18 protein-coding genes are annotated in these 16,926 nt (G+C 34.1%); 10 read left to right on the plus strand and 8 right to left on the minus strand.

The features are described 5' to 3' along the window. Nucleotides 1–50: 50 nt before the first annotated feature. Nucleotides 51–311, plus strand: a complete 261-nt coding sequence (locus FVB9532_RS19735; protein ID WP_228482287.1) for a hypothetical protein — start codon at nt 51–53, stop codon at nt 309–311. Nucleotides 312–732: 421 nt separating this feature from the next. Here the strand turns inward: FVB9532_RS19735 and FVB9532_RS09645 are convergent, their stop codons facing one another. The 5 genes from FVB9532_RS09645 to FVB9532_RS09665 form a co-directional block, all read right to left on the minus strand. Further along, on the minus strand, nt 733–1,140 hold the full coding sequence (locus FVB9532_RS09645; RefSeq protein WP_150545005.1) for a tautomerase family protein: 408 nt from the start codon (nt 1,138–1,140) through the stop codon (nt 733–735). A 468-nt stretch (nt 1,141–1,608) separates the two neighbouring features. Beyond that, nucleotides 1,609–2,475 carry a universal stress protein gene (locus FVB9532_RS09650; RefSeq protein ID WP_150545006.1) on the minus strand — a complete coding sequence of 289 codons (867 nt, stop codon included), beginning with the start codon at nt 2,473–2,475 and terminating at the stop codon, nt 1,609–1,611. Between the two features lie 42 nt (nt 2,476–2,517). Next, on the minus strand, nt 2,518–2,901 hold the full coding sequence (locus FVB9532_RS09655) for a hypothetical protein (RefSeq protein ID WP_150545007.1): 384 nt from the start codon (nt 2,899–2,901) through the stop codon (nt 2,518–2,520). A 4-nt stretch (nt 2,902–2,905) separates the two neighbouring features. After that, nucleotides 2,906–3,427 (minus strand): PepSY-like domain-containing protein, encoded by a 522-nt coding sequence (locus FVB9532_RS09660; RefSeq protein WP_150545008.1) that lies wholly within the window; start codon nt 3,425–3,427, stop codon nt 2,906–2,908. A gap of 123 nt (nt 3,428–3,550) precedes the next feature. Further along, a complete protein-coding gene (locus FVB9532_RS09665; protein WP_150545009.1) occupies nt 3,551–4,255 on the minus strand; it encodes a Crp/Fnr family transcriptional regulator in 705 nt (234 codons plus the stop codon). 216 nt (nt 4,256–4,471) lie between these two features. Here FVB9532_RS09665 and FVB9532_RS09670 point away from each other — a divergent pair, with 216 nt between their 5' ends. The 7 genes from FVB9532_RS09670 (at nt 4,472) to FVB9532_RS19470 (ending at nt 9,538) form a co-directional block, all read left to right on the plus strand. Then, a complete protein-coding gene (locus tag FVB9532_RS09670) occupies nt 4,472–5,206 on the plus strand; it encodes a helix-turn-helix domain-containing protein (protein WP_228482289.1) in 735 nt (244 codons plus the stop codon). Between the two features lie 214 nt (nt 5,207–5,420). Continuing rightward, complete coding sequence (locus FVB9532_RS09675; protein WP_150545010.1) at nt 5,421–5,963, plus strand: DUF4269 domain-containing protein; 543 nt, start codon at nt 5,421–5,423, stop codon at nt 5,961–5,963. A 9-nt stretch (nt 5,964–5,972) separates the two neighbouring features. Further along, a complete protein-coding gene (gene blaOXA, locus FVB9532_RS09680) occupies nt 5,973–6,812 on the plus strand; it encodes a class D beta-lactamase (protein WP_150545011.1) in 840 nt (279 codons plus the stop codon). A gap of 86 nt (nt 6,813–6,898) precedes the next feature. Next, nucleotides 6,899–7,471 (plus strand): hypothetical protein, encoded by a 573-nt coding sequence (locus tag FVB9532_RS09685; protein ID WP_150545012.1) that lies wholly within the window; start codon nt 6,899–6,901, stop codon nt 7,469–7,471. A 189-nt stretch (nt 7,472–7,660) separates the two neighbouring features. Then, complete coding sequence (locus FVB9532_RS09690) at nt 7,661–8,566, plus strand: DUF4240 domain-containing protein (RefSeq protein WP_150545013.1); 906 nt, start codon at nt 7,661–7,663, stop codon at nt 8,564–8,566. Between the two features lie 328 nt (nt 8,567–8,894). After that, nucleotides 8,895–9,200 carry a hypothetical protein gene (locus FVB9532_RS09695; RefSeq protein ID WP_150545014.1) on the plus strand — a complete coding sequence of 102 codons (306 nt, stop codon included), beginning with the start codon at nt 8,895–8,897 and terminating at the stop codon, nt 9,198–9,200. Between the two features lie 173 nt (nt 9,201–9,373). Next, entirely contained in the window at nt 9,374–9,538 is a 165-nt protein-coding gene (locus tag FVB9532_RS19470) for a hypothetical protein (RefSeq protein WP_194716523.1), read from the plus strand. Between the two features lie 267 nt (nt 9,539–9,805). On the opposite strand, the gene FVB9532_RS09700 is transcribed toward FVB9532_RS19470, so the two are convergent. From FVB9532_RS09700 to FVB9532_RS09710, 3 genes are all read right to left on the minus strand, one after another. Further along, complete coding sequence (locus tag FVB9532_RS09700; protein ID WP_150545015.1) at nt 9,806–10,435, minus strand: hypothetical protein; 630 nt, start codon at nt 10,433–10,435, stop codon at nt 9,806–9,808. An 85-nt stretch (nt 10,436–10,520) separates the two neighbouring features. After that, complete coding sequence (polA, locus tag FVB9532_RS09705) at nt 10,521–13,364, minus strand: DNA polymerase I (protein WP_150545016.1); 2,844 nt, start codon at nt 13,362–13,364, stop codon at nt 10,521–10,523. A gap of 97 nt (nt 13,365–13,461) precedes the next feature. Continuing rightward, nucleotides 13,462–13,851: an FABP family protein gene (locus tag FVB9532_RS09710; RefSeq protein ID WP_150545017.1), complete on the minus strand. Its 390-nt coding sequence runs from the start codon at nt 13,849–13,851 to the stop codon at nt 13,462–13,464. Between the two features lie 129 nt (nt 13,852–13,980). Here FVB9532_RS09710 and FVB9532_RS09715 point away from each other — a divergent pair, with 129 nt between their 5' ends. Next, nucleotides 13,981–15,198, plus strand: coding sequence for a metallophosphoesterase (locus tag FVB9532_RS09715; RefSeq protein ID WP_150545018.1), 1,218 nt, complete (start codon nt 13,981–13,983; stop codon nt 15,196–15,198). A gap of 94 nt (nt 15,199–15,292) precedes the next feature. Continuing rightward, complete coding sequence (locus tag FVB9532_RS09720) at nt 15,293–16,816, plus strand: phage tail-like protein (protein WP_150545019.1); 1,524 nt, start codon at nt 15,293–15,295, stop codon at nt 16,814–16,816. The last annotated feature ends 110 nt before the right edge of the window (nt 16,817–16,926 follow it).

Raw genomic sequence — 16,926 nt, forward strand, 5'->3', positions numbered from 1 at the left:
AATTCTTACGAGAAAAAAATGAATTAAAGCTAAATGTCCCATTACTTGTTTTGGGAACTTTTGAAGCTACTTATGAAAGAATCTTAAACGAAAAATCATCGTTAGGGATTTCTACTTTGTATGTGTTTAACAATGAAAACTCAAACGAAGATGTAAATTTTATGCTATCGCCATATTATAGAAGGTACTTCGGTAAAAAAACTGCATCAGGTTTTTTTGTTGAAGGATTTGGAATGTTAAGTTCTATTGACGGAAAAAAAATATATGATAAAGAAGATGATTCTACTTTTACAAAAGTGCAGACGTTATAGATTTTTCTCTTGGTTTAGGATTAGGTACAAAATGGGTTACTAAAGGCGGATTTATCATTGAAATAAATGCTGGTTATGGTAAACTATTATTTAATGCAGATAAGACTGACCATACAATTGTTGCAAGGTTTGGGGCTCATTTAGGGTATCGGTTTTAATCAACCAACATAAGATTTACAACAGCATCTAAAAATAGCCTAAGTCGTTACAGGACGAAGGCTTAGGCAATTCTGGGAAGTCTCAGACCATAGTAGTATATGCAGATAACCATAACCGGTCCTTGGGAAGCAAGTGGTGCTTTGACTAGTTTTAGAATAAAAGCACTTTGAGTTAAACCCTCCTAGCAATTACTTCGAAAATTCAGGACTTGTAAGATACTTAAGGGGTTTAGCTTATCAAATCTAAAATTAGCTTATTCTTATTAAGATTCTTCTTCCTTTGGTAGCTCTCCAGATAAATATTGGGTTTTTCCAAAGCCAAAACTCCAGTCGACGTCGGTATTGGACATAATCGAAACCAGCAGGTCTTTAGGGTCTAAATTGCAATTCGCCTGTAAATTTTGAGACAATAATTTGTAGAATTTATTTTTGTTAATCGTGGCTCTGGGACTTGTAAATACTTGGATTACGATGGCTTTTTCGCTACGCTCGAAGCCTAAGCCTGTATCGAGCAAAATCATTCTTCCAGGTTTATGTTCCGTAACTATTTGATAGCGATCACGTACAGGTACTTTAAAAGCTTCCACAGAACAGTCCTGGACCGTGTCCATTATATCCTTAATTTCTTTTTCTGATCTTCCTTCTGTAAGATCTATTCTAATAAGTGGCATTTTTAATATGTTTAAGTTAAATGGTGAATTTCTATAAATATCCTTTAAAAATTTAATAATAAAACCGAAAAACTTTGTTAAAATATAGTTTTTTAATAAATTAATATTTAAAAGGGTAATGAAAACAAGTATATAATAAGCAGTTTGAAACTCTTAAAAATCAGATAAAAGTGATAGATGTTAACAAACAGGAACTTATTTGGTTCGATTAAATCAAGAAGGAAAAACTTCAACTCAAAATAAATAGTGAAGTAGGAAGAGTCAAATTCAAAATCTTTACGAAAGCCATCCCGTTTTGAGATGGCTTTTTTTATGCCGGTGTAGCCAGTAAAATAAAATTAGCTAAAATCTTTATATTTGGGTAAGCTATAAATAGCTAAATAAACGCAATAGCATTTATCTGCATGTTGGCAACAATTTAACCAATGAACTTTCCTGAAATAGTATTCATGATTTATTTGAAAAAAATTAATCGTTCATTTTGAAAGTAATTATAGGTAGGCTCAAATGATTTATCAATTCTTCGCTTATATTCTCGTTAAATAAATGCGCCAATCCTTTTCTGCCGTGCGTAGCGATACCTAATAATTCTATGTTGTTTTTAGTAATAGCATTGTGTAGGCCGTTTTCAACATCGTCATCGTTATGTACCAATAATGGCGCATCTGCAGAGTTTATGCCAGCAGCTTCCAATAATTCATGGTATTGTTCCTTCATTTTTTCAGAAGCGACCGCAGAATCATTATAATCGTTAATATGTATGATACTGAAGTTGGTGTTAAATTGTTGTGCAACTTCCTTTGCTTGCTTTAAAGCTGAAGCACCTTCGGTGTTTAAATCTGAAGCAAAAGCAAACGATGTAGGGTTAAATTTTTCCATTCTTTTTTTGATGACCATTACAGGTATTTCTGAATGTCTCACTACCTTCTCTGTGTTAGAGCCCACAAAAAACTCTTTAATCCCAGTTGCTCCGTGAGAACCCATTACGATGAGGTCTGCATTGTGCTTTTGTGCTGTGATGCCTATTTCTTTGAAATTCAAGTGATTTTGTACGGCTTCTTCAAAAGCAACGCCTTGCATAAAATCGAGATTTCTTGTTTTTTCAAAGTTTTTTTGAGCCAATTTCATGTAAAAAAGAGCAGCGGGAGGATTGTTGGGGGTAGTTAGATTTGCAACATCGTTTGTGCTGTACTTATCATCTATAACGTGGTCTGGTATTTCAAGTAAATGCAATACGATTAATTTACTGTCGTATTTTTTTGAAAGCTGTACGGCAACTTCCAGTGCATAGTTTGCAGTTTCAGAAAAATCGGTAGGTACTATGATTGTTTTCATTATTATTCTTTTTAAATTTTTAGTTTGTGAGTTTCGGTTATTTTAATGGGCTATATTGATTTCAGCATCAGCTATAAATTCCTTTGCCATTTCCGGAGAGATGGAAGTTCCTTTTTTTAGTGCTGCTGAAATTTTCTTTAATTCATCTATTGCCATTTCAAGATTCAAATGATAGAGGCCTTTCAAATCTACTCCTTCTTTTTGAAGTGCCACAATACCTTTGTCAATTGCATTTGCAGCTTCTGTTTTTTTATCTTCTTTCATTAACGAAAGGGCTTTTTTAAAGATGCTGTCTGATTTATTAGGAGTGCGATTCAGTACATTTTCTTCTATTTGGTTGAGTCCTTTTCGTTCTTTTGTTTCATTGCAACCTATAAATACAAAAGTGAGTGAGGCTATAAAAAGAATGTTGAGCAAAAATTTCATCGTTCTAATTTTCAACAAAGTTGCCATCCTCATCAGAATATAGTGTTATGGTATTGTCGTTTTTATTAAGTACTATAAAATAGGTAATGGTACCTCCGGTAAGGTGGCGATAACTATTTACTATTTTCCACCCAGGATAATTTTTAGCTATTTTAGCACTCAAGGCAGGCGAGATAGTGTCATTGGGTTTGTTGCTAAGTACACTTAAGAGTTTACCATCAAAATTGAATGTGGCAAGTAGTTGCAGTTCATTGTCATCTCCTTCTAGATTAACTGAAAAAGCTTCAAAATTATCTATCAATCCTCCGTTAGATTCTTCAACAAACTCATCATCTGTTCTTTCTTGATGTATGCCTGAGTATTGTGTTGCGGTGTAATTTGGGAACTCTTTTTTTACTGCATTTTTGACAGCGGTTGGTATAACCGATTGTTCCAGCGGAGTTGTATTTTCTTCTTGCTGAGCAAAAATAGTTGAACTTTTCCCTATCATAAATAAGAATAACAGGATATAGATTTTGTTTTTCATCGTGGTTTAAATTTTAGTTATAATAGAGTAAATATACTTACCGGTATTGGGATTGAATGCTACTTAAGTAGCAAAAGTAAAATATTTGAATAGCGTTCATCTTGAATAAATTAAAGTTATAACTTAAAAACGATTCTCAATTTTTTTTATGAGGGCTTCAATGTCTTTAACTACAGTGTGTCTCCGTTGCATTTCAATAATCCCTTCTTTTTTAAGTCTTTGCAAATGTCTGTTTACAACTGCACGGGTAGAACCTATCAAACTGGCTATTTCATCATTGGTCAAATTATGGATAAGCTGTAATTCATTAGAAGATTTATCGATATTTTGCAAAATCAATTTAGCCAAACGTGTGGGAATGTCTGACAAAACATTATTGGTAAGGTTGGTTTCTAGTGATCGCATGCGGCTAGCAAGGTATGGCATTAAGGTCTTGTTAATTTCCGGATGTATCTGTATCCATTTTCTTGCCATTTCCATAGGAACATTTAGAACTGTAACAGTATCTAAAGTCTTAAACAGTTTTGTGTGTTTGTGTCCATCTAGCAAAGTAATTACATCAAAAACATCATTTTCTGCTAAAATGTATAGGGTGAATTCTCGGGTGGTGGTAGGATCAATCTGATAAACCTTAACCCTTCCTTTTAAAATGATATGAAATCTTCTAAGCGTATCGTTAATACTATAAAACTCTTGACCCTTTTCCCAGCTCTTTAGGGTCATTGCTTTAAGTAGTGTATTTAATATGTTTTCATCAATATTTTTGAAAAAGGGGTGTTCTCTTAACCCATTGAAAGCAATCTCATATTCTTCTGTACTTTTTTCCATCTTTTTTACTATTGGTTAGTAGGAGGAAGACACTTTATCCATAAGTATTTTAATATCGGTGACACCTATTATACTTTCAAAAGACCGGTATCCTTAAAAGTTTATAGAGATTTTTGAAAAGCCTTATGTAGCTCTTTTTTACACTGTGCTAATTGATTTAGAAAAGAAATTTAATTAAAAAAGTGTAATATAAAAAAATTTATAAAAAAAGCAGTTTTGTTAAGCTTTAGGGAAGCATTCGATTTATCAATTGAATCTTGGCAGGAAGGCCTTACGGTAAAAGACAATAGGAAGGGAAAGACAAAGACAAAGGTAAGCCATATGGCCAATAAAGACATCAAGAGCCTTTTGGACCAATGTACCAAAACGGCACTGCAGCACAACCCGGAAATGAAGCAATACGAGTATTTTGAGTATTCGGCAAATGAAGCATTAATGCTTTCAGAGCAAGAAGAAAAAACGATTGTTGGAATTATGGAAAACATTCAGCAAGAGTATCACGCAAACATTGATAATTTTAGCCAGGACATCATCATAGCCCATTTAGAAACGCTATTGAATTATGCCAACCGTTTTTATCATCGTCAATTCCTCACACAAAAGAAAGTCAATCATCAAATTCTTGACAAGTTTGAAAAATTATTGTTGGATTACTTCAAGAATGCTACGCTAACTCAAAAAGGCTTGCCAACTGTTCAGTATGTTTCTGAGGAACTGAATGTTTCTGTAAGTTATCTAAGCCGTTTGCTTAAAACCCTTACAGGACAAAGCACTCAACAGCACATTCACGACAAGTTAATTGAAAAAGCCAAAGAAAGATTAGCAACAACAGAATTAACGGTAGGCGAAATCGCCTATGAACTAGGCTTTGAACATTCACAATCGTTCAGTAAATTATTTAAGATCAAAACCAATCAATCACCTTTAGAATTTAGGCAATCCTTTAATTAAATTCTTTATTTTTTCAGTATACTCACAAGTCAGCAACGCCTGACAGCAAGAAAAGGAAAAATGCCAGTCACTGTATAAAAACAATTACTAGATCAGTGCTTATCAGAAAGTCCTATGGACATTCCTAATGTTGTTTTCTTTTTTTATCTTACAGGCCGTTAGCACGCAACAGTTCTTAAACCATTCGTTAACCAAAGTTTTAAAAAATCGAGATTTGATTGAAAAGTTTAAAGATATAGAATATTTAAAATTTGGAAGCGAAAGACAAAAACTCGCTTTTCATGAAATTAAACAGCATAGAATTTTAGAGATTCTCGAAAAGTATAACCCAATATTGACCGGAACTATTCCCATCGGAATTGATTTACCCGAAAGTGATTTAGACATTATTTGTCAATGCGAAAACCATACTGAATTTAAAAGGTATTTATCAAGTCAGTTTTCGGAGAAAAAAGGTTTCAAAATATATGGTTTAAAAACGCAAAATGGGGTCGAATCTACTATTGCTGAGTTTAAAACAGATAATTTTTTGATTGAAATCTTTGGACAACATATTCCCACTGAAAAGCAAAACGCTTATCGACATATGCTTGTTGAAGACAGAATTTTAAACGAAAAAGGAGTAGACTTTAAACAGAAAATAAAACAGCTAAAATCTAACGGACTAAAAACAGAACCAGCTTTTGCTCAACTATTAGGCTTGAAAGGAAATCCATATGCCGAATTACTAAAGTTGGAAATAAACACGTTAGAATAGAATAAACGCATGAAAAAAATCTATTTTTTATGGGTGTTAATTCTAATGTTTTCTTGCAAACATAAAAAGACGGAAGCTCACAAAAACCGAAGTACGCATACAGAACGGGAAATTATTATTCCGGAATTTCAAACAATTATCGACTCGGCAAAGCTTAAAGGTTCCCTTTTAATTTACGATTTAAAAGAGGATACCTATTATTCCAATAATTTTCAATGGGCGAAAAAGGGATATTTGCCGGCTTCAACATTTAAAATAGCAAATTCAATAATAGCTTTAGAAACCAAAGTAGTTGAAAATGACAGCACGCTTTTTAAATGGAATGGAGAAGAAGGGAGGTTAACAATTTGGGAGCAAGATCTAATACTCAAAGAAGCTTTTCATTACTCCTGTGTGCCTTGTTATCAGGAAATAGCAAGAAATATTGGTGCTAAACGAATGCTCGAATATTTGAATAAGTTAGAATATGGAGATATAAAAGTTGATTCCAGCACTATTGATATGTTTTGGCTAGCAGGAGAATCTAAAATTAATCAATTTCAACAAATAGATTTTCTAAAAAGATTGTACGAATCTAAGTTGCCAATTTCTCATCGTACCGAAGCTATTATGAAAAGAATGATGCTCATAGAAAATCAAGAGGCGTATAAGCTTAGTGGTAAAACAGGCTGGTCCATAAGAAACGGAAATAATAATGGTTGGTTTGTAGGGTTTGTAGAAACCCAAGACAAAACCTATTTTTTCGCCACAAATGTAGAACCTCAACAAGAATTTGATATGGAGATGTTCCCTATGATGAGAAAGGAAATAACGTTTCAAGCATTAAAACAACTCAAAATCATCAAATAAAGATACTATACTGTATGAGAATTATAGGGCTATCTATTAACAGGCTTACTTCCCATCACAAGCATTTCAAGATATACAGCAAAAACATGAGTAAAATTCCTCTTTTTTTATGCTTTGTAGTAATTGGATTCACTTCCTGTAAAAATCCAGACAAAGAAATTGACCGATTGGAAATTGCTAAAAAATATTATGAGGTTCTTGAACAATCCAATGTTTCTGAAGTTGAAAATTTACTCACCGATAGCCTTTTAACAAAGGAAACCCAATACGATTATGAACAAATCTTTACGAAAAAGGAATACGTAGATTGGTTAACTTGGGATGCTGTATTTGAGCCAACTTACAAAATACTTGAAATTGAACAGGAAAACGGAACTGTAAAAGCTAAAGTTTCTAAAATGGATAAAAGGATTTCCTTCCTTCATCAAGAGCCAATTATTACGGAACAAGTTATCCATTTCGAAAACAATAAGATAAGCCGTATTGAAACCGTCAATTATGTCGTTTTTAAAGATGCTATCTTTGTTAAAAACAGAGATGAACTCGTAAATTGGATTGAAAATAACCACCCTGAATTATCAGGATTTATTCACGATCAAACCAAAACCGGAGGAGTAAAATATTTAAAAGCTATTGAACTTTATAAAAATGAAAAATAATAAGCAATACATAGGCAAGAAAGCTTAAGTTTTTAGAGCTGTTCTTATAAATTGCCATCAACGTCAAATCTTTAATTTTAAATTTTAGCAATATTAAGCTTCCTCAATTTTAAAATTTACTATACGGTATATGGACTATTTTGGTTCTTTAGAGAGTTTACAAATATTGACATAAACTGAATTAAAAAAATGAATGAATTAGCACAACTAGGAAAGAAAAGAACCATATTAATCTCAATAAGTGTTTTATTAGTATCCATTCACACCATATATTTTTATCATTCTGTAAGACCTGAAATTGATTTAAAAAAGCTTATCCAACAGGTAATACGGTTTTTATTAACTGTTGGACTTCTAATAATGGTTTATAAAGGAAAGAATTGGGCGAAAATTCTTGCTGTGATTTTATTTTCTTTAGGCCTTATAGGAGCAATAATCGGGGTTGGAAGTTTAGATTCACTTTTCATAAACAAAACTCCTTTGTTGGTTATGATTTTTGTCTATGCAATGGCTATTTATCATTTTGGTTTCTCTAAAAGTTTTAAGGCGTTTTTTAAATTCCAAAATTCTCCAACAGAATCAGTACAAGATTCTAAACAAATCATGGAGGAGGAGAACTTTTGGAAGATTATTGAAACTACAAAATCTAAAAGTTCAGGAAATTATAACAAACAACAATGTGAACTTGAAAAAGAACTGCAAAAACTCACAGCCATAGAAGTCTTAGAATTCGATAATAAGTTTAGAACATTAAGGGGAGAAGTTTATAGATGGGATTTTTGGGCTGCTGCTTATATAATAAATGGAGGGTGTTCTGATGATTGTTTTTCTGATTTTCGGGCTTGGCTAATTGGACAAGGAAAATTGGTTTTTGAAAATGCTGTACAGGATATAGAAACTTTAGTAATGCTTGATGATACAAATGAGGGAGATTGGGAAGGATTAAGTTATATTCCTACTGAAGTTTATGAACAAAAAACAGGAGCTCCAATTCCTCAAGGAATACAAGAAAATTTAGAAATCTTTGGGAAAGAATGGGAAGAAAGTGAATTACCAAATAGATATCCAAAGTTATGGGGGAAATTTGGAACATAATGAAAAAAAATCCTTGGGCATTCGGAGTTTTGTTTTTTTTCTTAGCTGTTGCTTTTATGGTCAATAACTTTGAAATCCCTTTTTTTATTCATTTAAAGAAACTAGAAAAGCCGATGCATTAATCGTCAATTCAAAAATTGTAGTAGGCAAACTAACCCATACTAAAAACCTAAATGTTGATATTTTATTTAAAACTCAAGATTCTCTATACTTTACAAAGTTAACTTTAAATAATAAATATACCGACCTGAGTATAGGCGACTCTATAGCAATCGAATATCAAACCGATAATCCCTTAAAATGTAAAATTGAAAGAGCATATGGAAATGTGAAAAATAAATTTCCCTTTCAAAAAGAGCATCAACTATTCACTTATATTAAATCAAACGGATTTAAAGAATTAGAATTAAGAGAACAGGTTTTTAAGTTCACTGATTATGGTGAATACAAGAAAATCTTAACTAAGTATATTGGTCATTATGAGATTAAAAATGACACTATAAAGTTAAAACCATTAGTGGAGTTTAAAAATAACAGTTATGAAGCTGTCTCTAAAAAAGTGAAGTTAAGTGAGTTTTTAATCACTTACGACCAGAAGGTTTGGGAAATATACACCGAGCAAAAATATGATTAAACGAAGAAAAATTACCTACTCAAATCGCTCATCAAGCTATATTAAGATGAGGGTAGCAAGAGGAATTTCTATTCATCTGTATTCATTTTACATTCTTAGAGTCTATAACTTTGGCTGTCTTGCTTTTAGCCTAAATTGTATTTTTTTGTGAATTCGTAATAAAGATTGTGTAAATGGACATCCACACTACAAAATTTGAGTTACTGAAGGCTATTATAGAAAATGAGAATTCTGAATTCATTCAAAAAGTGGCTCACTTCGTGAAAAGGGAAAAAGCAGATTTTTGGAATGAGTTAGGCTCTGCGGAACAAAAAGAAATTAAAAAAGGTATTCGGTAATTAAAAAACGGCAAGAGAGTTTGTTATGAATCTTTTCTAAAGAAAATCTCTTGATGAAGGTGTTTTTGTTAGAACTAGCTGAATCAAAACCCACCCAGCTCTTAGCTTATTTACTAGAAGAATCTAGCGAAATTGAAATTATCACTCTATTTGATACGAGACAAAACCCCATCAATTAAATAAAGACATTAAATAGAAAAGTACAAGAAGTAGTAACCCCGAAAAAAAAATTGAAAGCCCTCTGAAGAGTTTTCAAATAGATTAAAATCACTTTAAAAACCCTTGAGCTTTTAAATCTTTGTGGTATTGGGCAATATCTTCAGGAATTTGATTTTGGATGAGCCAGTTTACGTCGAGACCGTTTTGGATAGCCATATGCATTAATGTAGGCAGCTCCGCAATCAATTCTCCTAATTCAGCTAAACCCTCTTCAAATTCCATATGTAAATCTTCGTGCATTTTGGAAATATGAATCAGAATTCGGTAAGTTCTTACAATCACATACAAATTGAATTTTTGCGCTTGTCTCGCATTTGATTGCTTATAAAGTTTTTTTGATTGTTGTAATAAGTTGTTGAGCATTAAAATATTTAAAGAAACTTCCCCAAACCTATCTTTGGTAATCCTTACGTGCTCACTAATTTCTCCGCTAAGATAGCGCGTGAGCATTTTTAGATGATTCAGCGATTTAGCATATCCGGTAATTTCTTTAGCTCTTTCAGCGACGCGGGTTTCCAGTTTTAAGCGATGATCGTCTACCGTTTGGTCGTCTATCAACTCGAAATAAAGTCGGTTAACCAAGTTTTCATCTTTCTTTAATAATCGAATGAGAAGCTTATCTTTTTCGCTTTCAGATAAATGCAGCACTGCTTCCTTAAATTCTTGACTGAATTTCATAGTTTTTTACTTCTAATACCTATAACCTATTCCCTACAACCTACGGCCTAATACCTACAGCCTATTCCCTACAACCTAATATGGTTTAGTGCGCTTCCAGCCAATTTTGTCCAACACCTAATTCTACATCTAAAGGAACTTCCAGTTGAAAGGCATTTTCCATTTCTGATTGAATCATTGGTTTTAGTTCTTCCAATTCATCTTTATGCACATCAAAAACCAATTCATCGTGTACCTGCAATAACATTTTAGATTTGTAATTGCCTGCCTTTAATTTCTCTTGGATGTTAATCATCGCCACTTTAATAATATCAGCTGCGCTACCTTGAATAGGAGCGTTTACCGCATTACGTTCCGCCCCGCTTCTCACCACGTGATTTTTCGCATTGATATCTTTTAAATACCGACGTCTTCCCATTACCGTAGAAACATAACCGTGTTCACGGGCAAATTCCACCTGCTCATCCATATAATCCCGAAGTTTCGGATAAGTCTTGTAATAAGTGTCGATTAATTCTTTCGATTCAGCTCGGCTTAAATCGGTTTGGTTGCTGAGGCCAAAAGCCGAAACCCCATAAATGATTCCGAAGTTTACCGTTTTAGCGTTGCTTCGTTGCTCGCGGGTTACTTCTTCCATCGGGACATTAAATACCTTTGCTGCAGTAGAAGCGTGAATATCTTCCCCGTCCTGAAAAGCCTTCATCATATTTTCTTCTTTGCTCAACGCAGCGATAATCCTTAATTCAATCTGCGAATAATCGGCAGCTAGCAACACATAATTTTCATCCCTCGGGATAAATGCTTTTCTTACTTCACGACCACGCTCTGTTCTAATCGGGATGTTTTGCAAGTTCGGGTTGTTAGAACTTAACCTTCCCGTCGCTGCTACCGTTTGCATATAATCAGTATGGATTCTTCCCGTTTTTTCTTCAATCTGTTCCGGGAGTGCATCCACATAGGTATTTTTCAGTTTTACCAGTCCGCGCCATTCAAGCACATCGGCTACAATTTGATGATCGTTAGCTAGGTAAGAAAGTACATCTTCTGCCGTAGAATATTGTCCCGTTCTGGTTTTTTTAGGTTTATCGACCAATTTTAATTTTCCAAAGAGAATATCACCCAACTGCTTAGGAGAACCAATATTGAATTCTTCCCCAGCTTCTTCATAAATGGTTTTTTCCAATTGAAGAATATCTTTCTCTAAAGCATCCGATAATTTTTTTAGAAAATCTTTATCCAGTCGAATTCCTTCCATTTCCATGGCAGCCAACACTCGAAGTAAAGGGATTTCAATTTCGTTAAATAGCTTTTCGTTATTGGCCTCTTTTAATTCTTCCGCAAAAAAACGTTTTAACTGAAGCGTAATATCAGCATCTTCCACCGCATATTCCGTTTGCTCCTTTACAGGAACTTCACGCATTGTTTTTTGGTTCTTTCCTTTCTTTCCAATAAGGCTTTCAATAGAAACCGGTTGATAGTTTAAATAAGTTTCTGATAGCACATCCATGTTATGGCGCATATCGGGATTAATAATGTAATGTGCCAACATGGTATCGAACAAAGGCCCTTTTACCTCAATATCATAATTAGCCATCACCTTGATATCGTATTTCAGGTTTTGACCTATTTTCTCTATTTCTTCAGCCTCAAAAAATGGGCGCAGTAAATTTACGGTATGTTGTGCTTTATCATCCTCTTTAGGAATAGGCAAATAATAGCCCTTTCCTTTTTCCCAACTAAAAGCAATTCCTACCAATTTCGCTTGATGCGTATTTAAGTCGGTAGTTTCCGTATCAAAACACACCGATTTTTGTTCCATTAACTTTCCGATAAAAATATCAGTAGCAAAACCTTCTTCAACCGTTTGGTAAAAGTGGGAGGTCTTTTCAATAGTTAAATAGCCCTGAATGTTTTCTGCAGAAATATTTTCTGAATCGCTGTCGTTTCCAAAAAGTGAAAATTGTCCTGCGCCAGCCGTTGGGCTTTTTTTCTTTTCAGAAGGAGATTGCGGAGTGGTTAAACCTTTGGTAGAAACTTCACCTTCCTGATTGTACATTTTTACAAACTGCTCGGTAAGTCTTCTAAACTCTAATTCTTTAAAAATCTCAATAACCTTTTCGGCATTGGGTTGGGAGAGTTCGTAATCATCTGCATCGAATTGCACATCACATTCGGTGAAAATGGTCGCCAGTTTTTTAGAAAGCAATCCTAATTCAGAATTTTCGATAACTTTCTCTTTCATCTTCCCTTTTAACTGATCGGTATTTTCCAACAAACCTTCCATGCTGCCAAACTGCGCTATAAATTTTTTAGCCGTTTTATCACCAACGCCGGGAAGTCCCGGAATGTTATCAGAGGCATCGCCCATCATTCCTAAATAATCAATCACTTGCTCGGGACGTTCTACTCCAAAACGTTTTTGTATTTCAGGAATTCCCCAAATTTCTATACCATTGCCCATTCTTGCCGGGCGGTACATAAAAATATTTTCAGAAACCAATTGTCCAAAATCTTTATCGGGTGTCACCATAAACACTTGGTAGTTTTCTTTTTCGGCTTGTTTGGCCAAAGTCCCAATAATATCATCAGCTTCCAGTCCCGAAAGTTCTATACAAGGAATGTGCATGGCTTTTAAAATATCCTGAATAATGGGCACCGAATCTTTGATAACCGTAGGCGTTTCATCCCGATTGGCTTTGTAATCTTCGTAAAGCTCCTTACGCTCGGCGCTTCCATCTTTATCAAAACATACCGCTAAATGATCTGGGTTTTCCCTTTTAATCACATCAAAAAGAGAATTCATAAATCCCATAATAGCTGAGGTGTCTTGACCTTTGGAGTTGATTCTCGGGTTTTTGATTAAAGCATAATATCCTCTAAATATAAGTGCATAAGCATCGAGAAGGAAAAGTCTTTTTTGTTCAGCCATTAGGAAGTAGGTTTAGCGTTTAATATTCAAAATTACATTTAAAATTAGAAAAAGCAGGGGAAATCTTTTTTTGAATGAAGGGAAATTTGGTAGTGTTTTACTCTTTAGGTGATATTTTTCTATACTTTCTTTCAAAAACAGTCAATACTTTTTGATCTTTAGATAACTTGATTTCCCTTTGCTTACCTTCTATCTTAAAATGTAGACTTCCATCTCTAAGGGAAGCTTTGTAGGGTTCTACTTTTTCATCTGTGTTATGATTGTGATCGTGATCATGGCCTTCGTGTTGTAAAGGTTCGTGGCTATGATAAACTAAATAATCTTTACCGTCTTTTTTAATCTCCAATTTTAAGGTTCCGTAGTGACCCGTATTTTCCCAAGTCCCCACAAAAGGATCTTTTTCTTGAGAACAAGCGGCAATAAACAGGGTGGATAAAACGAAAAGACTAAGTAAAGTAAGCTGAAGTTTTTTTCTATTGGTGTTCATGATTTTAGGTGTATTATATTTTTGGAATAGTATATGTTGATGCAGAAGCTAGTCAATTATTTTAGTTAAAATCTGTTGCTTGCAATTTAAAAATAAAAAGCAGATTATCTTCGCAAAAAAATGGAGTATATGCGTTGGGCAATTTTTATAGTGATTTATGTGGTGTTAGATATTTATGCGTTTCAGGCCATAAAAACCATCACTAAATCGAGTTGGGTTCATTATTTTTATTTGGCCATTTCTTTATTGGTATTGGGTAACTTTCTTTATCAGTTTCTACAACCCGGACAAGGTCGGGTACTTTCAATTGCCAAAAGTTATGCGTTTGGGTTTTTGTTGTCTTTGCTTTCTGCTAAATTAATTCTAGTGCTGTTTATGTTCGGGGAAGATTTGGTACGCTTAGTGATTGGTGGAATTCGTAAAGTTTCCGGTAGCCAAGCAGAAAAAATGATTCCTTCAAGACGGGGCTTTTTAAGTAAAATTGCTTTGGGTATTGCAGCCATTCCTTTTGCTTCTTTATTGTACGGAATGTATAAAGGAAAGTACAATTACCGCGTATTAAAATATGAATTGACCTTTGATGACTTACCGGAGGCGTTTGATGGCTACCAAATCACACAGATTAGTGATATACACAGCGGGAGTTTTGATAATCATAAAGAAATCGAATATGCCGTGAATTTGGCTAATGAACAACAAAGTGATGTGATTTTTTTTACGGGAGATTTAGTCAACAATTTAGCTTCTGAAATGAAAGATTGGAAATCGCTGTTTTCAACCTTAAAAGCAAAAGATGGGGTGTTTTCCATTTTAGGAAATCATGATTATGGTGATTATGTAGATTGGAGCAGTGCTAAAGCAAAAGCGGAAAACCTTCAACGTTTAAAGAATCTTCAACAAGAAATGGGCTGGGAGCTGTTGCTGAATGAACATCGAATTTTAAAAAGAGGAGAAGATCAGTTAGCCATTGTAGGGGTTGAAAACTGGGGAGCCGGTGGTTTTGTAAAACACGGTGATGCCGATAAAGCTTCTGAAGGACTTTTAGCAGAAGATTTTAAAATTATGTTGAGCCACGATCCCTCGTATTGGCAAGAGAAATTGAAAAATGATCCTAAGAAATATCAACTTACCTTAAGTGGTCACACCCACGGTATGCAGTTTGGAATTGAAATTCCGGGATGGATTAAATGGAGTCCGGTGAAATACAGGTATAAAAACTGGGCCGGGATTTACGAAGAATTTGGAAATTATATCAATGTAAATAGAGGTTTTGGTTATATAGGCTATCCTGGGAGAGTAGGCATTTGGCCGGAGATTTCTGTGATTAAGTTAAGAAAAAGAGCTTAATTTTTAGAAATATTTATAATTTTAGTTATTATTTTAACGGATTTATAATACCGTTCGTCGAAGTTGTTTTTTATTTTTGAGTAAATGAAAGAAAATGAAAACAAAATTACGCTCCCTCTCGACTTTTATACTTTTAAGTTTATTGACCTTGAATGTAAGTGCCCAAGTGGGTATAAATACTACTTCACCAAATGAATCTGCGGCTTTAGATATTCAAAGTACAGAAGCTGGATTATTAATTCCTAGAATGACTACCGCAGAAAGAAATGCTATAATAGATCCTGAAACTTCCCTATTAATTTATGATACTGATTTAGGGGGGTATTATTTTAATGGAGGAACCACTGCTGACCCAGACTGGGTTTTATTGTTAACTTCTAACAATGAACGTAAAAATTTTAAATTGGTCAATGCTACCAGTGATCTAGCAGACGAACTAACAGCGGGCGGAGGATCTACTTATGAACTTGAAGAGAATACCCTTTATGAGATTAACGGGACTGTTGTTATTGATAATCCTATTAATTTAAATGGAGCATACGTGGTTGGTTTAGACACTAGTGAAGATGTATTGGTGAATGGTACTGGTGGTAGTCTCTTTGAGAGTACAAGCTCTGGTGGAAGCTTACGAAACTTGACTTTAAACGGAAATGACGCTCAACTTTTTAGTATTAGTGGTGACGGCTCTCAGAGTTTTATTATGAATAATTGTGTGATTGCAGGTGCTAATAGTGTAGGGTCTTTTTCTAATATGAATGTCGTATTTTTTAGTATTGTACAATTTGTAAACAATAGAGGTGGGCTTACCTCTTCAGATATTAATTCTTATTTTTTTAATTTAGCGTATTGGAATGAATCTAATTCGGGTACTTTTCAAAACTTGTCTGGTAGTTTTACCGATATTCAGTTTGCGAGTGGAAGAATTATTACAGAAACAGGAGAAACCGGTTTAGATGTAAGCTCAAACCCTACTATTAATCGATCTGCCGTGATAACCGATGTAACTTTTGATGGCGCTGGTACAAGGGTGAATCCTTATACAGGTGCGGGTACCTACTCAGGGTATAATTTCACCAATGATTGGGAAGTTAATTGTCCTGGTATTCCAAGAGAATCTGATAATAATGCTTCTGGTAATATTTATATTCAACGAAACTCTACCACCAATAATCCTTCATTTAGTATTGCTTCCGCAACTCCTATTGATGCAAGTATAGCTGAAGGGGAATTATTCAGGTTTTCTACCGATAATGTGAATGTTACCAACAATAATATTTTGGTTTATGAAGGTAAAGAAACACGTACATTTAGTGTAAATGGTAATTTAGCTTTTGAGCCTACCTCGCAAGGAGGAGTTACTTTATATGCGTTTTATATTAGGAGATTTGATAATGCCGGAAATTCAATTGATATTCCATTAGGAACAGAAGTATATGAGGAAGTGGGAAGCGCTTCCAACGCGACAAGTGGAGATTATTTAGTGAGGGCGATACCTTTAAGTGGAAAAGTAACCTTGGCTCCGGGAGATTATGTAAGGCTATATGGACAGTTAATTTCCAATTCAGGAACTGCAAGAAATAACATTAGGGTCTATTCGGTAAGTTTAACCTTAGATTGATTATTTAAAATACTTTATTAAGATTATCTGCTGTTTTTTACGCTTAAAATCAACAATCTGTTTATCAGGTAAAAACAGCTTTTAGTCTTCTTATATTATTGAATAATCGA

The organism is Mesonia oceanica (assembly GCF_902499555.1).
Taxonomy (GTDB): Bacteria; Bacteroidota; Bacteroidia; order Flavobacteriales; family Flavobacteriaceae; genus Mesonia; species Mesonia oceanica.